Here is an 18,967-nt window from a genome sequence, read left to right on the forward strand (position 1 = left end):
TAACCTTATTCTTTCAAACTCTTATAAAACGTTCTACGGATCTTTTCGCTGTTTATAAAAGCCCAGCTATACCCTAAATCATCATAGGTTTTGGTAATATCAGAGTTTACTGCAACCTCGTCTTCAGTTTTTCCTAAAGCAATTTCAGCTAATACTTTAGATTTTAAATCTTCAAGCATACTTAAGAAAAACTGATACTCTTTTTTAGTTCCTAGTACGCCATGACCAGGAATAATTTTGGTGTCATCATCTACCACAATCAAAGCTTTTTTAACAGCATCAATATAGCCATTAACACTTCCGCCAGAATCTAAATCAATATATGGATAGAGTTTATTAAAAAACGTATCACCTGTATGAAGTACATTGCTTTCAGGAAAATACAGTAGCGCATCACCATCGGTATGTGCATTATCAACATGAAAAACAAGAACATCCTCACCATTAATGTGAATATGTAATTTATCATTAAAGGTAATAACGGGTAATGCTTCTTTTGGGGTTTTTGGAGTAGAAGTGCTTAATCGTTGATAGACATTATCGTGGGCAATAATTTTTGCTCCTTGTTTAGCTATGTTATCATTGCCGCCTGTGTGGTCGCCGTGCCAATGTGTATTTACTAAATACTGTATAGGTTTATCACTTAGTGCTCTAATAGCATCTAAAATTTTAGGGGTTAATCTAGCAAATTGATCATCAATCATAAAAACGCCGTCATCACCTATAGAAAGTCCTATGTTTCCGCCTTGTCCTGTAAGCATATAAACATTGTCTGATAATTGTTGTGTTTTAATAACAACGTCTTGGTTTTCCTGAGCATGTGATAAAAGGACCGTTGAAAAAAATAAAAAAAGGGTTTTGAGTATTTTCATATTTGAAGGATTAGAAGGTTTTAAAAGTACAAAATCTTTTTGTACAAGCTCTTAGTACAAAATTTTAGTATTAAAAAGAATTGCTTAAATTCATTAATAAAGTATCTTTGCACTCGCATTAAAAAGCACTAATAAAAAAAAGCTTGAGCAATTCAAATTCTTTATCGGTAAATTCTATCATATCAGACTTTAAGGAGATCACAAAAATGCGACTGGCAATAAGTGTGGTGTTTTCATCACTTGCAGGCTATTTGCTAGGTGTAGATACAGTAGATTTAAAAACCTTAATCTTATTAGCCTTCGGAGGTTATTTTATGGTAGGCGCATCAAATGCTTACAATCAAATTATTGAAAAGGATTTAGATGCTTTAATGGATCGTACTAAAAACAGACCCATTCCAGCAGGTAGAATGTCTGTTAATACCGCGTTTATTATTGCCTCAATTTTCACCTTATTAGGTATTATTATCCTTTATAATATCAATAAGCAAACCGCCATGTTTGGGGCGATTTCTATTTTTATATACACTAGTGTTTATACGCCCTTAAAAACAAAAACACCCTTATCGGTGTTTGTAGGAGCTATACCGGGAGCTATTCCTTTTATGCTGGGCTGGGTAGCAGCGACAGACGATTTTGGAATTGAACCAGGTACATTATTCGCCCTCCAGTTTTTTTGGCAGTTTCCTCATTTTTGGTCTATAGGCTGGTTTTTGTTTGAAGATTATAAAAAAGGCGGATTTTTTATGTTGCCAACAGGAAAGCAAGACAAAGGAACGGCTGTTCAAATAATTATGTATACCATTTGGACTATTTTAGTTTCTATACTACCTGTATTCGGCTTCACAGGTAAATTGCATTTGTCAATACTCTCAGCTATTATTGTGTTTGTATTAGGTTTAGGAATGCTTTTTTACGCGATTGAGTTGTTTAAAAAAATGACTACAAAAGCAGCTAAACAACTCATGTTGGCCAGTGTGTCTTACATAACACTTGTTCAAATTGTTTACGTTATAGATAAATTTTTAAGATAATATTATAATGGATTTAACTCAAGGAACCCAAGAAGAAAAAACCAAAAGAGCAAAAAAAATGATGCTGTGGTTTGGTATTATTTCTCTTATTATGTCTTTTGCAGCATGGACTAGCGCTTTTATTGTGAGTAGTTCAAGAACAGATTGGTTAAAAGATTTTCAATTACCAAACTCATTTGCAATAAGTGCGGTTATAATTATAATTAGTAGTATATCATTTTTGTTAGCAAAAAGAGCTTTAAAAAATGATAATAGAGCGATGACTACCTTATGGTTATTTGTCACCTTAGGTTTAGGTATTGCCTTTATATACAATCAATTTAACGGGTTTCAACAAATTATTGATTTAGGATATAATTTTACCGGGCCAACCAGTAATGTGACGATGTCTTATATTTATTTAATAGCCATGGTTCATATTTTACATGTTGTAGCCGGGTTAATTAGCTTATTGGTTGTAATTTATAATCATTTTAAACAAAAGTATACCCCGTCGAATATGCTTGGTTTCGAACTAGCCTCTACATTTTGGCATTTTATTGATATACTTTGGATTTACCTGTTTTTGTTTTTATATTTTGTTCGGTAAAAAATTTGGGTAGTTTTTATTATATTTAAGTTTAAAATTATTTTTTATAGTGTTTTTTGAATTTTATACACGGATATTTCGCTAGAAAAATAAATTGATTATTTTTGTGCATCTTTTATTAAACAACCAATAAATATGAGTACTACAGTTGTAACTAGTGGAACAGAAGGTAAAACTTGGGGTGGAGGTTCTAAACCTTTACATGCCAGTTATGGTAAACTGATGATGTGGTTTTTCATTGTTTCTGATGCCTTAACATTCTCTGCGTTTTTAGCAGCCTACGGATTTTCAAGATTTAAGTTTATCGATGCTTGGCCAATTGCAGATGAGGTCTTTACGCACGTTCCGTTTTTACATGGGCAGGATTTACCTATGATTTACGTGGCATTTATGACATTTATTTTGATTATGTCGTCTGTAACAATGGTGCTTGCCGTTGATGCAGGTCATCATTTAAAAAAATCAAAAGTTACTCTGTATATGTTCTTGACCATTATAGGTGGTTTAATATTTGTTGGGTCTCAGGCTTGGGAATGGTCAACATTTATTAAAGGAAGTTATGGAGCGGTACAAACAAAAGGGGGTAATATTTTACAGTTTGTTGATACCGATGGACATAGAGTTGCATTAAGTGATTTTGTGGTTGCTACACCTGTAGAAAATGTAAGGCGTGAAGATGTAAATGGATTAGCTTCTGTTAGTCAAGGTACAACCCCTACCTATACCATTGAAAATGTCATCCACGGATTGGAAGCTCATGACAATATTTTAGTGAGAACACAATTTTTAAACGAGCATGGTCATCCAACAGTTTTATCAAGAGAGGAATCTTTAAGTAAAGTAAAATCTGAAGCAAAGCATGTGGTAGAAGGAGCTAATTTACACGTTAATGAATATGGACCTCCATTGTTTGCAGATTTCTTCTTTTTTATAACAGGATTTCATGGTTTTCACGTGTTTTCAGGAGTGGTAATTAACATTATTATTTTCTTTAATGTTATTTTAGGCACCTATGAAAAACGGAAAAGTTATGAAATGGTAGAAAAAGTTGGTTTATACTGGCACTTTGTAGATTTAGTTTGGGTATTTGTTTTTACTTTCTTCTACCTAGTTTAATTGATAATATAATCGAAAATGGCACACGAACATAAATTAGAAATATTTAGAGGTTTAATTAAGTTTAAATCCAATACTCAAAAAATTTGGGGCGTTTTAGTGTTTTTATCACTAGTTACTACTGTTGAAGTTATTTTAGGTATTTATAAGCCTGAATCAATGATGGGGCATTTTTTAGGCATGAAACTTCTAAACTGGGTATTCATTATTTTAACCCTTGTTAAAGCATATTATATTACATGGGATTTTATGCATATGAGAGATGAAACATCTAGTTTAAAACGTATGGTTGTATGGACAGCGATATTTTTAATACTATATTTAGTATTCATCTTATTACAAGAAGGCGGATATATTTTTGATGTATATGATAAGGGTTATCTTAAAAGAGACTTTTAAAACATACAAATCTTTTTAATACTATGTTAAAAGATATAGGAAGGTGGTTTATTAAACCACCTTTTTCTATTTTTGCACTTTATTAGAGATTATAAATTAAGCAGGTTTAATAAGTGAATTACACAAAAGTAAAGCGATACGTAGTTTTAGGAATATTATTCTTTTTACCCGTTGCATTTTTATTGTTTTTATATCCAGCGACCCATAATTATACGCCGTTAGATATAGTTAGTGACTCTGTGTTAGATTTGGATCAATTTTCTTCAGATAATAATGAGCAGATAGTTCTTAAAGATCATATTACAGTACTTGGTTTTCTTGGTGAAAAACCAATGGAACACTCAATAGCAGCTTCAAATTTAAAGGAATTGATTTACGATAAATTTAAAGGATTTAAAAAATTCCAAATTGTTATTGTTGTCCCTAACGGAACTCAAGAAGAAACCAAGAAGCTTAGAGAAGAGATAAGCTCTTATCAGGATACGAGGTTTTGGCAATTTGTTTATGGAAATGCTCAAGATATACAGACACTTTTTAATAGTTTAAAAAGTAAGAGCCCACTTAATTATGACTTAGCAACGAATGCTGTTTTTATAGTTGATAAAGATTTAAATCAGCGAGGCAGGATTGATGATAGAAAAGATAATGAGAAAGCTAAAAATAAACCAGTGTATGGTTTAAGTTCGTATGATTGCATTTTAGTGGACGATTTGAAGAATAAAATGGGAGAAGATATGCGTATTTTATTCACTGAGTATAGACAAAAAAGAAAAGGGGAATTTAATTCAGAAATAAGAAGAGCTAACGAGATAACAAAATAAGATGAAGAAATCTAATTATTCATACATAGGCATTTCATTTATTATATTGGTTTTTGGAATTTATTTTATTCCGAAAATTATAGATAGAATTAAGAATGATGATATAGCAAGAGAAGACAGTCGAACCGATTTTGTTGGCGAACATAAATCAACACCATCAGATTTAGCGTTTATTAAGATAAATGGTAAGTCCAAAAAAGTACCTCATTTTAGTTTTATAAACCAAGATGGAAAAACCATTACAGAAAACGATTATAAAGGGAAGGTATATATTGTAGAATTCTTTTTTACAACGTGCCCAACTATTTGCCCTAGAATGAATGCAAATCTTGTTAAAATTCAAAATGAGTTTACAGACTTTGATAATTTTGGAGTCGCATCATTTACAATCAATCCAGAGCATGACACACCAGAGGTTTTAAAGGCTTATGCTAAAAAATACGGTGTTACCAACCCGAATTGGAATTTAATGACAGGTAATCAAGAAGATATTTATAAGCTAGCAAACGAAGGATTTAATTTGTATACGGCTCAAGATGATTCGGTGCCTGCGGGTTTTGAGCATTCGGGAAATTTTGCTCTTATTGATAAAAATGGATTTATTCGCTCAAGAGTTGTAGGAGGAAATCCTATCATTTTTTATAATGGTATTATTTCAGAATCTGAAAAAGTTGATGAGACAGGCATGGAACAAGAAATAACTATGCTAAAAGAAGATATTGCTAAATTGTTAAAAGAATAATGACACAAACCAATTTAAAATCTGAAAAAAAGTATAATACCTGGATACTTATTTTATCCATAGCTATACCTGTTGTGGTAGCTATATTATTTGGAGTTAACTTACGTGAACTCGGTTTTGATGTTGAACCTTTAACCTTTTTACCACCAATATATGCTTGCATTAATGCTGTTACAGCTCTTGTTTTAGTGTCCGCTTTTATAGCAATTCAAAATAAAAAAATCAATCTTCATAAACGATTAATGCAATTTGCAATTCTATTATCATTAGCATTTTTAGCTATGTATGTTGCTTATCATATGACGAGTGATTCTACTAAATTTGGTGGAGAGGGCATTATAAGATATATCTATTTTATTATCTTAATTACTCATATTTTATTATCAATTGTAGTGATTCCTTTTGTGTTAATTACTTACGTAAGAGGTATTACTAACAATATTGAAAAGCACAAAAAAATTGCTAAAATAACATTCCCATTGTGGCTCTATGTTGCAGTAACTGGCGTTGTTGTTTATATCATGATATCACCTTACTATGCTTAAAAATAAAGGTTTCATATTATTAATTTTATTTCTTATTATTTCCATTCCTGTTGATGCACAGTGTGCTATGTGTAGGGCAGTACTTGAGAATGAAGAAGGTCACAGTGCGGCAGAAGGTATTAATAATGGCATTGTTTACTTGATGTCAATTCCATATATACTTGTAGCTGGTATTGGCGTAATTGTATACATGAAATTTTTTAGAACAAAAAAAAGTTAAAAAAGTTATTTTTTTTTGTAACATTTCTAAGAAAGAACAGTCTTATTTACAGAGTCTTATTTAAAAGTCTTAACAATTATTTAGCATAGTTGAGAAATTGTTTTGGCTATTTTTGAATAAATAACCATCAATCAATGATACAAATTAAAGATTTGCATAAATCCTATCACATGGGAACTAATTCTCTTCATGTTCTTAAAGGAATTAATTTCAATGTTAAAGAAGGAGAAATGGTTTCCATTATGGGGTCCTCAGGTTCAGGTAAATCAACTTTACTTAATATTTTAGGAATCTTAGATGAAGCAGATTCTGGGTCTTATATTTTAGATGGAGTTCCTATCAAAAATTTAAATGAAAAGGTAGCGGCAAACTACAGAAACAAATTTTTAGGGTTTATTTTCCAATCGTTCAATCTTATCAATTATAAAACAGCCTTAGACAATGTGGCTATGCCATTATATTACCAAGGTGTAAAACGTCAAGAGCGTATTGAAAAAGCAGAACATTATCTTGAAAAAGTAGGTCTGGCAGAGTGGTCTCATCATTTACCGAACGAATTGTCTGGTGGGCAAAAGCAACGAGTAGCTATTGCTAGAGCTTTGGCAAGTGACCCTAAAGTACTATTGGCAGATGAGCCTACAGGTGCCTTAGACTCTAAAACGTCTCAAGAAGTTATGGAGTTAATTCAAGGTATTAATGACGAAGGAAAAACAATTTTAATGGTAACACATGAGCATGATATAGCTCAAATGACTAAAAGAATTGTACATATTAAAGATGGTCTTATTATTGATGACAATCCTGTAGAACAAGTAAGAGCCTCATTATATGTTTGATATTGAACGTTGGCAAGAAATATTTGAAACGTTAAGAAAAAATAAACTTCGAACGTTCTTAACAGGTCTCTCTGTGGCGTCTGGTATTTTTATTCTAGTTATTTTATTAGGGTTTAGTAAAGGCATTCAAAATGGTGTAACATCTCAATTTCAAAGAGATGCAACAAACACAATAACTATATGGACAGGTAATACAACCAAAGGATATAAAGGATTAAACCCTGGTAGATATGTCCAACTTAAAAATCAAGATTACAATACAATATCTAGAAAGTACGATGAGTATTTAGATTACAGAACGTCTTTATATGCGATTTGGGGAGGTACGATATCTTATAAAAACGAATCTGGAAATTATCAAATTCGAGGCGTGATGCCAGATCATCAGTTTATCGAAAATGCAGATATTAGTTCGGGTCGATTTATTAATGAATCAGATTTAAATGAGTTTAAAAAAGTAGCGGTAATAGGTAATAAGCTGAAACGTGATTTATTTAAGGATGAAGATCCTATTGGTAAAAATATTTCCGTTTTCGGAATGAATTTTAAAGTGATAGGGATATTTTATGATCCAGGTGGAGAACGTGAAGAAAGTCAAGCATATATTCCTTTAAGTACAGCCCAAAAAGTTTTTAATGCAGGAGATAATATTAGAAATATGTTATTTACCGTTAAAATGTCTGACAATTTTGACCAAGCCGTAGCACTATCAAAAAGCGTATCACAAGGTATTGAGAACGATTTAAAACAAATGCATACGGTTGCCCCAGATGATACCAGTGCTGTAAGAGTTTACAATACATTAGAAGAAGCTCAAAAAATATATTCCTTAATTGCCACTATTCAAGCTGTATTTTGGTTTGTAGGAATTGGAACTATTATTGCTGGAGTAGTAGGCGTAGGTAATATCATGCTTATTATTGTAAAAGAAAGAACGAAGGAAATTGGTATCAGGAAGGCTTTGGGAGCGTTACCAATGTCAATAGTTGGAATGATACTTCAAGAGGCTATTTTTGTAACAATGTTTGCAGGGTTGTTTGGTCTAATTTTTGGCTTAGGTTTACTAGAACTTATTGGGCCACAAATACAAAGTGATTTTATAAAATATCCACAAGTGAATTTTAATGTCGCCTTAACAACAGTATTCATACTTGTGTTTGCAGGGGCGTTAGCTGGTTTTTTTCCAGCATATAGAGCCGCAAAAATAAAACCAATAATAGCATTAAGAGACGAATAATATGTTTAGTAGAGATCGTTGGGATGAAATTTTAGAAGCTTTAAACGCCAATAAGTTTAGAACCTTATTAACAGCATTTGGTGTGTTTTGGGGAATAACCATTTTGGTATTATTATTAGCGCTTACTAACGGACTTAAACATGGGGTTATGGCAGATTTTGGAAATTTTGCAACCAACTCGATGTTTATGTGGACTCAAGGAACCTCAAAACCGTATAAAGGATTACCAAAAGGAAGAAATTTCAATTATAAGTTAGACGATGTTGAGGCTATAAAATCTGAAATCCCCAATATTAAATATGTCTCACCTAGAAATCAATTAGGAGGATTTAGAGGTAACAATAATGTAATAAGAGGAACTAAAACAGGTGCTTTTGAAATTTATGGAGATTACCCAGAGTTTATTAAACAACAACCTTTAGATATCCTTCAAGGACGTTTTATAAGTTATTCAGATATAAATGATAAACGAAAAATATGTGTTGTTGGAACAGGTGTCATTAAAGGATTATATGATAAAAATGAAGATGCCTTAGGGACCTACATAAAAATAAACGGTGTAAATTTTATGGTTGTTGGAACTTTCAAAATGAGCAACAGCCAAGGAGATAAAGAACAAGATGCTAATACTATTTATATACCATTCACAACCTTCGGGCAAGCATTTAATAGAGGAGACAATGTAGGTTGGATGGCGGTAACAGCGGTTGATGATGTGCCAATTACATCTATCAAACAAAAGATTTTTGATTTAATGAAATTCAGGCATAAAATAGATCCTACAGATGACAGAGCTATTGGTCATTTTGATTTGTCTGAACAGTTTGCAAGAGTAAATGGGTTGTTTACCATCTTATCTATTGTTGGTTATTTTGTTGGATCATTAGTACTCATGTCTGGAATAATTGGAATCAGTAATATCATGCTTATTGTGGTTAAAGAACGTACCAAAGAAATAGGAATAAGACGAGCTTTGGGAGCAACACCTTGGGTAGTTAAATCACAAATTTTACAAGAGAGTTTAATTTTAACCATCCTGTCAGGAATGGTTGGTATTTCATTTTCGGCCTTAGTAATTTGGATTTTAAATTATTTGTTAGATATGAACGGACCAGTAGATAATTTTGCAAATCCAAGCGTAAGTATGGGAGTCGTATTTACAGCGCTTATTATATTAGTAGTTTCAGGTTTATTGGCAGGTTTAATACCAGCTAATAGTGCTACCAAAATGAAACCTGTAGATGCATTAAGAATTGAATAAAAAGAATAATTATAATTAACAATGAAAAGAACCAGAACCGTTATCGTACTAGCTATCATAGTGATTTTATTTGCTTCGGCACTTTTTTATCTATGGAAAAAAAATCAAGAGGATCCTATAACTTATACTTCAGAAACACCAACAGAACAAACAATTGTAGTAAAAACTGTTGCGACTGGAAGTATAGTTCCCAAAGAAGAAGTCCTTATAAAACCAAATATTTCTGGAGTCATTGAAGAAATTTTTATTGAAGCTGGTGAATATATTAAATCCGGCGATTTAATTGCCAAAATACGGGTTATTCCAAATGTATCTTCGCTAACTAGTGCAAAAAACAATATAGCCACAAGTAGAACAGCCTTAGAAACAGCAAAAATTAATTTTAAAACCGAGGAATCAAATTTTAATCGTCAAAAAGCACTCTTTGAAAAAGGGGTGATTTCTGAAAATGAATTTGAAGGGATTAAAAACACTTACTTACAAGCAAAACAAAGTGTTGATCAGGCACAAATAAATGTAACGTCTGCTTTGCAAAATTATGATATTATAAAAACAGGAACGACAAGTGGTTTAGGCAACATAGCACAGACACAGGTAAGAGCAACTATTTCAGGAATGGTTTTAGATGTTCCGGTTAAGGAAGGAAATCAGGTTATTGAAGCCAATAATTTTAATGAAGGAACTTCCATTGCATCATTGGCTGATATCAAAAAAATGATTTTTGAAGGAAAAGTTGATGAAAGTGAAGTAGGTAAAATTAAAGAAGGACTACCTCTTGAAATTACCATAGGAGCCATTGAAAACAAAAAGTTTGATGCTGTTTTAGATTATATAGCACCAAAAGGTGTGGCTGAAAATGGCGCTATTCAATTTGAAATTAAAGGAAGTATTAAATCTTTAGATTCTACATTTATAAGGGCAGGGTTAAGTGCCAATGCATCAATTATTCTTGAAAAAGCAGAAAATGTCTTGGCTATTAAAGAAGCGTTAGTGCAATATGATTCTGAAACAAAAAAACCATTTGTTGAAGTTGAAGTTGGTGATCAAAAATTCGAGCGAAGAGATGTTGAATTAGGAATTAGTGATGGTATCTTTGTAGAAGTAAAAAGTGGTGTTACTAAATCAGATAAAATAAAAGTATGGAATCAAATTTCAGGTATTCCAAGTTATGCTCAAAAATAAGTAATTAATTGTAACACTTTAACAGTTGTATAGACCAATGAGTGATGTCAATTAAGTGAATACTTATAAAATAATTCATGTGGCATTCAATCTGAAAAAATAAATATAAGCAGATGAAAAAAATAATAGTTATAATGTTGGTTTTACTAACCACAACAATACAGTCTCAAAATAAAAAGTGGACGTTAAGAGCATGTGTTGATTATGCTTTAGAAAATAATATTTCAATTAAACAAAGTGAGTTAGATTTAAAAACATCTGAGATAAGTAAGAAGGATGCTATTGGTAACTTTTTACCTTCTTTAAATGCATCAGCTTCTCATTCATGGAGCATTGGTTTAGGTCAAGATCCAACTACTTTTGATGCTGTTAACTCTACAACCAGAAATATGTCTGGAGGAATAAGTTCAGGTCTGGACATTTACAGAGGTCAACGTAATTTGCGTCAATTGCACAGATCTAATCTTCAGATTTTAGCGTCAAAATATCAACTGGATAGCATGAAAGATGACATTTCATTATTCGTTGCTAATTCATTTTTACAGATATTATTCAATAAAGAGCAACTTAAGGTTTTAAAGGCACAATTAGAGATTTCTAAACAAGATTTAGCTCGCACCCAAGAATTGGTTGATGCAGGTTCATTGCCAAAAGGCGACGTGCTTGAAATTCAAGCTACAGTGGCAACTCAGGAACAACAAATTGTGGCAGCAGAAAATACACTTTTAATATCTAAGATTGAATTAGCACAATCGTTGTTAATAGAGGACTATGAGAATTTTGATATTGTTGACGCCAACTATAATGTGCCACTTACCGATATACTTCAGGAGTCGCCAAGTGCCATTATTGCTAAAGCAAAAGACACACGATATGATATTAAAATAGCAGAAACCAATAGAAAAATAGCTGAGACCGATTTAAAAATAGCAAAAGGTGCTTTACAGCCTACTTTAACAGGTTCCTATAGTTTTAGTTCAAATTATTTTAAATCTGGTTTGTTTGAGACACCAGATTTTGAAACTCAAATATCAGATAATAAAAGTCATAATTTTGCATTGAGATTGAATATTCCTATTTTTAATGGTTTTGCTAGTCGAAATGAAGTTAATAGAAATAAAGTAAATTTAGAACGTGCTAAAATAAAGTTAGAGCAGGCTAATTTAGATTTAGAAACCAAAGTTTATCAAGCTCAAAATGATGCTAAAGGCGCTTTAAAGGCTTATGAGGCAGCCCAAAAAACTTTAAATGCAAGAGAGGAGGCCTTTAACTATTCAAAAGAACGATACAATGTAGGATTGTTAAACGCTTTTGATTATGGACAATCACAAAATAAATATGAGGCCGCTCAAAGTGATGTTATTCGCGCTAAATATGATTATATTTTTAAACTAAAAGTACTAGAGTTCTATTTTGGAATTCCTATTACAGATATAAATTAATTACAATGAGCAAGAAATCACTTGTTATTATAGTTTCAATCACTGTTGTTTTGTTAATCCTTTTAATAGGTGGTAAAAAAGCAGGTTGGTTTGGAAAGAGTGGTAATTTTAAAGAAATTGAAGCCAAAAAAATTGAACGTTCAGATATTATTGAAACAGTTTCTGCTACTGGAAAAATCCAACCAGAGGTAGAAGTAAAAATATCTAGTGAAGTTTCAGGAGAAATTATTGAACTTCCTATTATCGAGGGGCAACAGGTTAAAAAAGGAGACTTATTAATCCGCATTAATCCAGATATTTACCAATCGAGTTTAAATCGTTCACAAGCATCCTTACAAAATGTAAAAGCGAATTTAGACCAGACACAAGCGTCCTTAAAAGAAGCTAAGTTAAGTTACGACAGAAATAAACAACTATTTGATAAAGGTATTATTTCAAAAGCAGATTGGGATAAGGCAGTTTCTAGCTATGAAATTGCATTAGCAAACAAACAGTCTGCATATTATGCTGTAAAAAGTGCTAGCGCAACCGTTAATGAGGCGATGGATAATTTAAATAGAACAACCATCTATTCTCCTATGGATGGCACGATATCTAAGTTAGATGTAGAACTTGGAGAACGTGTTGTTGGAACTCAACAAATGGCAGGAACAGAAATTATGCGTGTTGCCAATTTATCTAATATGGAAGTGGAAGTTGATGTTAATGAAAACGACATTGTAAAAGTACATATTGGAGATTCTACTCGTGTTGAGGTTGATGCTTACTTAAAAAAGGAGTTTAAAGGAGTTGTTACAGAAATTTCAAATTCGGCTGACCAAGTAACTTCTGCAGATCAGGTAACAAATTTTAAAGTAAAAGTTAGAATTTTGGAAGAATCTTTTAAAGATTTATTACAAGGAAAGCCAAAGGGATATTCGCCATTTAGACCTGGTATGACAGCAACTGTTGATATTATCACAGAAGTTAGAAAAAATGCTGTCAATGTTCCAATTAGTGCCATTACAGTAAAAACAGATACAACATCTACAAAAGACAAACCTAAAGTTAAAGACGACAATTCAATCTCAAATTTAGAAGAGGAAAAATTTGAATGTGTTTTTATAAAAGAAGGTGATGTTGCAAAATTACGAGTTGTTAAAACTGGTATTCAGGATGATAGTAATATAGAGATTGTTTCTGGATTGAAAGAAGGAGAGGATGTAATCGTTGGTCCTTATAATGTTGTCACCAAAACGTTAAAGAATGGTGATAAAGTTGAAGAAAAGAAGACCGAAGACAGTAAATAAAATCGATTAGTTTGGCTTTAATACTTAATATTGAAACAGCAACAACTAATTGTTCTGTCTCACTTTCCAAGGATGGAAAAACCATTATTTTAAAGGAAGATTACGATAAAAATTACTCTCATGCAGAACGGTTACATGTTTATATTGATGCTGTTTTAAAGGAAGCTAATATAAAATCAAGTCAATTAGACGCTATAGCGATTAGTAAAGGGCCAGGGTCTTATACTGGCTTACGAATAGGCGTATCAGCCGTAAAGGGGTTCTGTTTTGCTTTAGATAAGCCTATGATTTCAGTATCTACTTTAGAAGCTTTAGCTTATCAAGTTATTTGTGAGGAAGGAGTCATTGTACCAATGTTAGACGCGAGACGTATGGAAGTCTATTCAGCAATATTCAATTCAAATTATAAAAAAATAAGAGAAACTGAAGCCGAAATTTTAGACGAGTCTTCATTTGCTGCGTATTTAGAACAAGGTAAAGTATATTTTATAGGCAATGGTGTTGAAAAAACAAAAACATTAATAACCCACCCAAACGCAGTATTTATTGACGATAAATTACCTTCGGCCAACGAGATGAGTGCATTAGCCTATAACAAATACAAAATAAGCGACTTTGAAGATGTCGCTTATTTTGAACCGTATTATTTAAAAGATTTCGTAGCGTTAAAGCCTAAATCTTAACCTTTCTTTTGAATTTCAACTTGATGTGGATAAGGTATTTCAATACCAGCTGCATCAAGCGCTTCTTTTGTTTGTTCTATAACATCAAATTTCACTGCCCAATAGTCTTCCTTTTTAACCCAAACACGTGTAAAAAAGTTGATAGAACTATCAGCTAATTCTGATACATTCACAGCAGCTGCAGGATCCTTTAAAATTAATGGATGTGAATCAATAACACTTAAGATAACTTCTTTTGTTTTCTTAATGTCAGAATCATAACCAACTCCAAATGTGAGATCTACACGTCGCGTGTCTTCTACACTGTAATTGGTAATGTTACCATTTGAAAGAGCTCCATTCGGAATAATGATTTCTTTATTATCTGGTGTATTCAGTTTAGTTGTAAAAATTCCAATTTCTTTTACCGTTCCGCTTTGGCCTTGGGCTTCAATGTAGTCACCAATTTTAATAGGTTTGAATATCATAATCAAAACACCACCAGCAAAATTACCTAAAGATCCTTGAAGTGCTAAACCAATAGCTAAACCAGCAGAAGCTAATATAGCTGCAAATGAGGTGGTTTCTATACCAACGGTTCCTAAAACGACAACAATTAAAACTATTTTTAGAGCCCAACTTAGTAAGTTCGTTAAAAATTTTTCAAGACTAATATCGTAGTCTCTTTTTTTCATTGCTTTTTTAAAACCTTTAAGAATCATTTTAATGAACCATGATCCAATAATCCAAATAAGAATGGCTGCAATCAATTTTGGCCCGAAATAAATAATTAAATCATATCCTTTCTCAATCCATTTTTCTAATTCCATAATTTTTATTTTAAATGAAGCACAAATTTAAAAACTATTAAAGACATATTTAAGCGTAATTAGAACAAATCTCAATAAAAACCTATATAAAACCCTCTAAATAAACAAGAATAAGAGCTAAAATAGCTGGAATCGCTTGCACGTAAAATAAGCGTATTTTTTTGGTCGAATAGGCTCCATAAATACCTGCCACAATCACACAAAATAAAAAGAAGATAGCAATATTAAAGTCTTTAGTGACTATTGAATAGAGTAATCCTGCAGCTAAAAAACCGTTATACAACCCTTGGTTGGCAGCCAAAACCTTAGTGTCTTCTGCAAATTCTTTAGATTTTAATCCGAAAGTTTTAATGCCTTTGGGTTTGGTCCAAAAGAACATTTCTAAGATTAAAAAGTAGATATGTTCAAACGCTACTAAAGCTATTAAAAATGTTTTTAAAAATATCATGGTGTTAATAGTTTGATAGCGTCTTCAACGTTTGAAACTGGAAGTTTGCAAGTGTTATTTACACAAACGTAAATGAAGGTTTCATTAGGAATAAACCTGTTTTCTAATAAAGGCAAATTATTTTCTGAAGTACTGCCGGCTATAAGTTTGTTAGGGATATAAAACTTGTTTAATTCTGAAATTTTTGATGAAGCATCTTTACCAATAACCGCAACTTCATAAAAGGGAGAGGTGTAATTTAGCATTAAATCAAACCAATTGGAATATCCAGAAGGATATTCTTTCATTTCAGGTTTTACATTGTTTAACATGGTTAAAGCAGTCTTTTTAAAGTGTTCATTATCAAAATAATGAGATAATTTAAATAGATTTTTTGCTATCATAGAGTTACTGGCGGGAATTACATTATCTCGGTATTCAATATTTCTAGATACCAAGGAATCATCTTCATTAGATGTAAAGAAAAACATATTGCTTTTTTCATCAAAAAAATGGTCAAAGGTATAATTGGTTAAATTTCGCGCTGATATAAGCCAGGTTTTATTGAGCGTATTTTCATAAAGTGCTAAAAATGCCTCAATGGTTGTGGCATAATCTTCAAGATAGCCATTAATATTACTATTTCCATTTTTGTAATTGTGGTAAAGACCACCGTCTTCGCGTAATTGCTTATTCAATATAAATGTTGCATTTTTTTGTGCTGCATCCAAATAATCTTTAGTACCAAACACTCGGTAAGCATCAACATATCCTTTCAACATAATGGCATTCCAAGAGGTTAATGTTTTATCGTCAAGTCTTGGTTTTTCTCTTTTATCGCGCTCTTTTAAAAGTATATTACTCCAGTTATTTGTTTTTTCTATTAATTGGTCTTTAGTGATATTATATTTTTTAATAATAGTATCGTCATCATCTTTTCTAATAAGAACGTAGTTGTTATGTTCCCAAAGGCCGTAATCATTAATATTGTAATAGTCTGAAAAAAGATTAAAATCATCCTTTAAAAGAGATTTAAGTTCTTCTTTTTGCCAAACATAAAATGCTCCTTCTTCAAGGTTTCCATCTGAATTATGACTATCAGCATCAAGCGAGGAATAAAAAGCACCATTCTCAGTAGTCATGTCACGTTTTATATATTCTAATGTTTTGGTGACAATATTTTTATATAATTCATTTTTGGTGATGAGATACGCATCTGAATATAAACTAACTAGTTGGCCATTATCATAAAGCATTTTTTCAAAATGGGGCACATGCCATTTGGTGTCTACTGAATATCTTGAAAAACCTCCTCCAATTTGGTCAAACACACCGCCATAAGCCATTTTTTTTAGCGTAAGATTTACATAATCAAGCAATCTCTTATCATTATTTTGATGGGCAAATCGGAGTAAAAAATGATAGTTGTTAGGCATCATAAATTTAGGAGCTCGGTTAATGCCTCCATCCTTATAATCAAACTGTCGCGACCAATTTGTTACAGATTCTTCGACGAATTCCGTTTTAAAAATTGGGGCATCGCTGTTAATATTAACCATGTCCATAGATTTAATACCTTCTTCTAACTTATCTGCATAGTCATAAAGCTTTTCGGGCTTTTCTATATATAATTTTGAAATTTGGGTTAACGCACTTATCCACTGTTCCTTTTTAAAATAAGTACCTCCCCAAATAGGTCTGCCATCTGGTAAAGCGATTACATTCATAGGCCAACCCCCATGGCCTGTCATGAGTTGAATAGCATTCATATAGACTTGATCTACGTCTGGACGCTCTTCTCTATCAACTTTTACATTAATAAAGCTTTTATTCATTACTTGGGCTACCAAAGTATCTTCAAAACTTTCATGTTCCATAACATGACACCAATGACAAGCTGCATACCCAACACTAATGAGTAATAATTTGTTTTGTGATTTTGCTAGCTTTAAAGTCTCAGGGTTCCATGCATGCCAATCAACAGGATTGTGAGCATGCTGCAGTAAATATGGGCTTGTTTCGTTAATAAGATTATTGGTGTATGTATGTGTCATAGGTTTTGTATTCTGACTGTTACAGTTTGTTAGAATAATAAAAATTAGTAATGAACAGTACTTCATAATCTCAAAGTTAATGAAATTTGGATATAAAAAAAGTGTTCAAAAAATGAACACTTTAATCTATGATTTGAGAATAAAAACTATTCTACTTCAAAAGTGATTTTTAAGTTTACTCTAAACTCTGTAACCTCATCCTCTTTTACACTTGCACTTTGGTTTTGCACATACACAGAACGAATATTCTTAATGCTTTTTGATGCATGTTTTACTGCTTTTTTTGTTGCATCTTCCCAACTTTTTTCTGAGTTTGCTAATACTTCAATTACTTTTAATATTGCCATTATATAACTATTTAAATTAGTAAAATACTTGTTACCTAAAGATACGTAATTTTTTAGACACTTAAAAAAAGTAACAATTACCCATTAATAGCTTCAACCATCTCTACTTTTCCAGGAAGCATTTCTTTAAGCATATTTTCTATGCCGCTTTTTAAAGTATAGGTTGATGATGGACAACCGCTGCAGGCACCTTGTAACATAACATGTACTTTTTTAGTATCTGCCTCATAGGATATAAACTGAATGTTACCACCATCACTGGCAACAGCAGGTTTTACATATTCATCAAGAATATTAATAATTTCTTTTGATGTATCATCTAAAGACTCAAAATTGTTCGCCGATTGAGCTTCTGTTTTTTCAGTTGTTTGCGAAGCGTTGGCATTTACAATGTCTTTGCCGGTTTCAATATAGTTTCTAATAAATTCGCGAAGCTCCATGGTTATGTCTTGCCATTCAGCAATGTCATACTTTGTTATGGACACATAGTTTTCATCAATAAACACACTTTTTACAAATGGAAAATGAAATAACTCAGTTGCTAATGGAGATTCTTTAGCTTCATCAATAGAGGTAAATTCAAATAAAGAGACTACGAGTTTTTTGTTGGCAACAAATTTAATAACAGCAGGGTTTGGGGTACTTTCAGCATACACTGTTACAGGTTTTTTTTTAGTTACTTGTGATTCTTCTATGACCACACCACCGTCGTTTAAATAGGCTTCAATTTGTTCAAGAACTTCGTCTTGCACATCTTTCCATTCAACAATGCTGTAGCGCTCAAGCGCAATAAAATTCCATGAGATATACACCTTTTTTACAAAGGGTAAATAGAACAATTGTTGAGCTAGAGGTGAAGGTTTTGCTTCATCTATGTTGTTAAATTCATAGCTCTGATGTTTAGTAATAATTTGATTTATTTCAAATTTAATAATAGTGTCGTTTGATGTTTCTTGCAGAGAAACCTTGAAAGTATTCATTTCAGCTAATTTTTGACAAAAATAGCAAAAGATAAGTTTAGTTATCCATATATTTGACTATAGTTATGTTTTAATATTTAAA

21 protein-coding genes are annotated in these 18,967 nt (G+C 32.0%); 15 read left to right on the forward strand and 6 right to left on the reverse strand.

Going from position 1 to position 18,967, the window contains the following annotated elements:
* Window positions 1-5: 5 nt before the first annotated feature.
* The gene (locus G5V56_RS05985) at window positions 6-872 is read right to left on the reverse strand and encodes an MBL fold metallo-hydrolase (RefSeq protein ID WP_166962855.1); all 867 of its coding nucleotides are present in this window, start codon (window positions 870-872) and stop codon (window positions 6-8) included.
* A 143-nt stretch (window positions 873-1,015) separates the two neighbouring features.
* Here G5V56_RS05985 and cyoE point away from each other — a divergent pair, with 143 nt between their 5' ends.
* From cyoE to tsaB, 15 genes are all read left to right on the forward strand, one after another.
* Complete coding sequence (gene cyoE / locus G5V56_RS05990) at window positions 1,016-1,906, forward strand: heme o synthase (RefSeq protein ID WP_166962857.1); 891 nt, start codon at window positions 1,016-1,018, stop codon at window positions 1,904-1,906.
* 7 nt (window positions 1,907-1,913) lie between these two features.
* Window positions 1,914-2,495: a cytochrome c oxidase subunit 3 gene (locus tag G5V56_RS05995; protein ID WP_166962859.1), complete on the forward strand. Its 582-nt coding sequence runs from the start codon at window positions 1,914-1,916 to the stop codon at window positions 2,493-2,495.
* Between the two features lie 135 nt (window positions 2,496-2,630).
* Window positions 2,631-3,611, forward strand: a complete 981-nt coding sequence (locus G5V56_RS06000; protein ID WP_166962861.1) for a cytochrome c oxidase subunit 3 — start codon at window positions 2,631-2,633, stop codon at window positions 3,609-3,611.
* 18 nt (window positions 3,612-3,629) lie between these two features.
* Window positions 3,630-4,010 carry a cytochrome C oxidase subunit IV family protein gene (locus G5V56_RS06005; protein WP_166962863.1) on the forward strand — a complete coding sequence of 127 codons (381 nt, stop codon included), beginning with the start codon at window positions 3,630-3,632 and terminating at the stop codon, window positions 4,008-4,010.
* 113 nt (window positions 4,011-4,123) lie between these two features.
* Window positions 4,124-4,831 carry a hypothetical protein gene (locus G5V56_RS06010; protein WP_166962865.1) on the forward strand — a complete coding sequence of 236 codons (708 nt, stop codon included), beginning with the start codon at window positions 4,124-4,126 and terminating at the stop codon, window positions 4,829-4,831.
* A 1-nt stretch (window position 4,832) separates the two neighbouring features.
* The gene (locus G5V56_RS06015; protein WP_166962867.1) at window positions 4,833-5,573 is read left to right on the forward strand and encodes an SCO family protein; all 741 of its coding nucleotides are present in this window, start codon (window positions 4,833-4,835) and stop codon (window positions 5,571-5,573) included.
* Window positions 5,573-6,118 carry a DUF420 domain-containing protein gene (locus tag G5V56_RS06020; RefSeq protein WP_166962869.1) on the forward strand — a complete coding sequence of 182 codons (546 nt, stop codon included), beginning with the start codon at window positions 5,573-5,575 and terminating at the stop codon, window positions 6,116-6,118. Before G5V56_RS06015 ends, G5V56_RS06020 begins: the two co-directional genes overlap by 1 nt.
* Window positions 6,111-6,338 carry a hypothetical protein gene (locus tag G5V56_RS06025; RefSeq protein ID WP_166962871.1) on the forward strand — a complete coding sequence of 76 codons (228 nt, stop codon included), beginning with the start codon at window positions 6,111-6,113 and terminating at the stop codon, window positions 6,336-6,338. The genes G5V56_RS06020 and G5V56_RS06025 overlap by 8 nt, the downstream gene beginning before the upstream one ends.
* Before the next feature lie 134 nt (window positions 6,339-6,472).
* Entirely contained in the window at window positions 6,473-7,174 is a 702-nt protein-coding gene (locus G5V56_RS06030; RefSeq protein WP_166962873.1) for an ABC transporter ATP-binding protein, read from the forward strand.
* The gene (locus G5V56_RS06035) at window positions 7,167-8,411 is read left to right on the forward strand and encodes an ABC transporter permease (protein ID WP_166962875.1); all 1,245 of its coding nucleotides are present in this window, start codon (window positions 7,167-7,169) and stop codon (window positions 8,409-8,411) included. The genes G5V56_RS06030 and G5V56_RS06035 overlap by 8 nt, the downstream gene beginning before the upstream one ends.
* 1 nt (window position 8,412) lies before the next feature.
* Window positions 8,413-9,672: an ABC transporter permease gene (locus tag G5V56_RS06040; RefSeq protein WP_166962877.1), complete on the forward strand. Its 1,260-nt coding sequence runs from the start codon at window positions 8,413-8,415 to the stop codon at window positions 9,670-9,672.
* Window positions 9,673-9,693: 21 nt separating this feature from the next.
* Window positions 9,694-10,854 carry an efflux RND transporter periplasmic adaptor subunit gene (locus G5V56_RS06045; RefSeq protein ID WP_166962879.1) on the forward strand — a complete coding sequence of 387 codons (1,161 nt, stop codon included), beginning with the start codon at window positions 9,694-9,696 and terminating at the stop codon, window positions 10,852-10,854.
* Window positions 10,855-10,967: 113 nt separating this feature from the next.
* Window positions 10,968-12,296 (forward strand): TolC family protein, encoded by a 1,329-nt coding sequence (locus G5V56_RS06050; RefSeq protein ID WP_166962881.1) that lies wholly within the window; start codon window positions 10,968-10,970, stop codon window positions 12,294-12,296.
* A gap of 5 nt (window positions 12,297-12,301) precedes the next feature.
* Window positions 12,302-13,585 (forward strand): efflux RND transporter periplasmic adaptor subunit, encoded by a 1,284-nt coding sequence (locus G5V56_RS06055; protein WP_166962883.1) that lies wholly within the window; start codon window positions 12,302-12,304, stop codon window positions 13,583-13,585.
* Between the two features lie 11 nt (window positions 13,586-13,596).
* Window positions 13,597-14,268: a tRNA (adenosine(37)-N6)-threonylcarbamoyltransferase complex dimerization subunit type 1 TsaB gene (tsaB, locus tag G5V56_RS06060; protein WP_166962885.1), complete on the forward strand. Its 672-nt coding sequence runs from the start codon at window positions 13,597-13,599 to the stop codon at window positions 14,266-14,268.
* Here tsaB and G5V56_RS06065 read toward each other — a convergent pair.
* The 5 genes from G5V56_RS06065 to G5V56_RS06085 all read right to left on the reverse strand — a co-directional run bounded on the left by G5V56_RS06065 (window position 14,265) and on the right by G5V56_RS06085 (window position 18,885).
* Window positions 14,265-15,077 (reverse strand): mechanosensitive ion channel family protein, encoded by an 813-nt coding sequence (locus G5V56_RS06065; protein ID WP_166962887.1) that lies wholly within the window; start codon window positions 15,075-15,077, stop codon window positions 14,265-14,267. The two genes, tsaB and G5V56_RS06065, sit on opposite strands and share 4 nt — an antisense overlap.
* Before the next feature lie 82 nt (window positions 15,078-15,159).
* The gene (locus G5V56_RS06070; RefSeq protein WP_166962889.1) at window positions 15,160-15,525 is read right to left on the reverse strand and encodes a DUF1304 domain-containing protein; all 366 of its coding nucleotides are present in this window, start codon (window positions 15,523-15,525) and stop codon (window positions 15,160-15,162) included.
* Complete coding sequence (locus tag G5V56_RS06075; RefSeq protein WP_166962891.1) at window positions 15,522-17,558, reverse strand: thioredoxin domain-containing protein; 2,037 nt, start codon at window positions 17,556-17,558, stop codon at window positions 15,522-15,524. Before G5V56_RS06075 ends, G5V56_RS06070 begins: the two co-directional genes overlap by 4 nt.
* Window positions 17,559-17,704: 146 nt before the next feature.
* Window positions 17,705-17,905, reverse strand: a complete 201-nt coding sequence (locus G5V56_RS06080; protein WP_166962893.1) for a dodecin family protein — start codon at window positions 17,903-17,905, stop codon at window positions 17,705-17,707.
* Between the two features lie 77 nt (window positions 17,906-17,982).
* Window positions 17,983-18,885 carry a NifU family protein gene (locus G5V56_RS06085; RefSeq protein WP_166962895.1) on the reverse strand — a complete coding sequence of 301 codons (903 nt, stop codon included), beginning with the start codon at window positions 18,883-18,885 and terminating at the stop codon, window positions 17,983-17,985.
* Between the last annotated feature and the right edge of the window lie 82 nt (window positions 18,886-18,967).

Source organism: Yeosuana marina, from assembly GCF_011762485.1.
GTDB lineage: Bacteria > Bacteroidota > Bacteroidia > Flavobacteriales > Flavobacteriaceae > Yeosuana > Yeosuana marina.

What these genes read in the sequence shown, in the direction of transcription:
- G5V56_RS06040 (WP_166962877.1), top strand. Translation starts at nt 8,413, where the DNA reads ATGTTTAGTAGAGATCGTTGGGATGAAATTTTAGAAGCTTTAAACGCC.
- G5V56_RS06035 (WP_166962875.1), top strand. Translation starts at nt 7,167, where the DNA reads ATGTTTGATATTGAACGTTGGCAAGAAATATTTGAAACGTTAAGAAAA.
- G5V56_RS06025 (WP_166962871.1), top strand. Translation starts at nt 6,111, where the DNA reads ATGCTTAAAAATAAAGGTTTCATATTATTAATTTTATTTCTTATTATT.
- G5V56_RS06005 (WP_166962863.1), top strand. Translation starts at nt 3,630, where the DNA reads ATGGCACACGAACATAAATTAGAAATATTTAGAGGTTTAATTAAGTTT.
- G5V56_RS05985 (WP_166962855.1), bottom strand. Translation starts at nt 872, where the DNA reads ATGAAAATACTCAAAACCCTTTTTTTATTTTTTTCAACGGTCCTTTTA.
- G5V56_RS06015 (WP_166962867.1), top strand. Translation starts at nt 4,833, where the DNA reads ATGAAGAAATCTAATTATTCATACATAGGCATTTCATTTATTATATTG.
- G5V56_RS06030 (WP_166962873.1), top strand. Translation starts at nt 6,473, where the DNA reads ATGATACAAATTAAAGATTTGCATAAATCCTATCACATGGGAACTAAT.
- G5V56_RS06050 (WP_166962881.1), top strand. Translation starts at nt 10,968, where the DNA reads ATGAAAAAAATAATAGTTATAATGTTGGTTTTACTAACCACAACAATA.
- G5V56_RS06085 (WP_166962895.1), bottom strand. Translation starts at nt 18,885, where the DNA reads ATGAATACTTTCAAGGTTTCTCTGCAAGAAACATCAAACGACACTATT.
- G5V56_RS06020 (WP_166962869.1), top strand. Translation starts at nt 5,573, where the DNA reads ATGACACAAACCAATTTAAAATCTGAAAAAAAGTATAATACCTGGATA.
- G5V56_RS06075 (WP_166962891.1), bottom strand. Translation starts at nt 17,558, where the DNA reads ATGACACATACATACACCAATAATCTTATTAACGAAACAAGCCCATAT.
- G5V56_RS06000 (WP_166962861.1), top strand. Translation starts at nt 2,631, where the DNA reads ATGAGTACTACAGTTGTAACTAGTGGAACAGAAGGTAAAACTTGGGGT.
- G5V56_RS06045 (WP_166962879.1), top strand. Translation starts at nt 9,694, where the DNA reads ATGAAAAGAACCAGAACCGTTATCGTACTAGCTATCATAGTGATTTTA.
- G5V56_RS06080 (WP_166962893.1), bottom strand. Translation starts at nt 17,905, where the DNA reads ATGGCAATATTAAAAGTAATTGAAGTATTAGCAAACTCAGAAAAAAGT.
- G5V56_RS06070 (WP_166962889.1), bottom strand. Translation starts at nt 15,525, where the DNA reads ATGATATTTTTAAAAACATTTTTAATAGCTTTAGTAGCGTTTGAACAT.
- G5V56_RS06055 (WP_166962883.1), top strand. Translation starts at nt 12,302, where the DNA reads ATGAGCAAGAAATCACTTGTTATTATAGTTTCAATCACTGTTGTTTTG.
- G5V56_RS05995 (WP_166962859.1), top strand. Translation starts at nt 1,914, where the DNA reads ATGGATTTAACTCAAGGAACCCAAGAAGAAAAAACCAAAAGAGCAAAA.
- G5V56_RS06065 (WP_166962887.1), bottom strand. Translation starts at nt 15,077, where the DNA reads ATGGAATTAGAAAAATGGATTGAGAAAGGATATGATTTAATTATTTAT.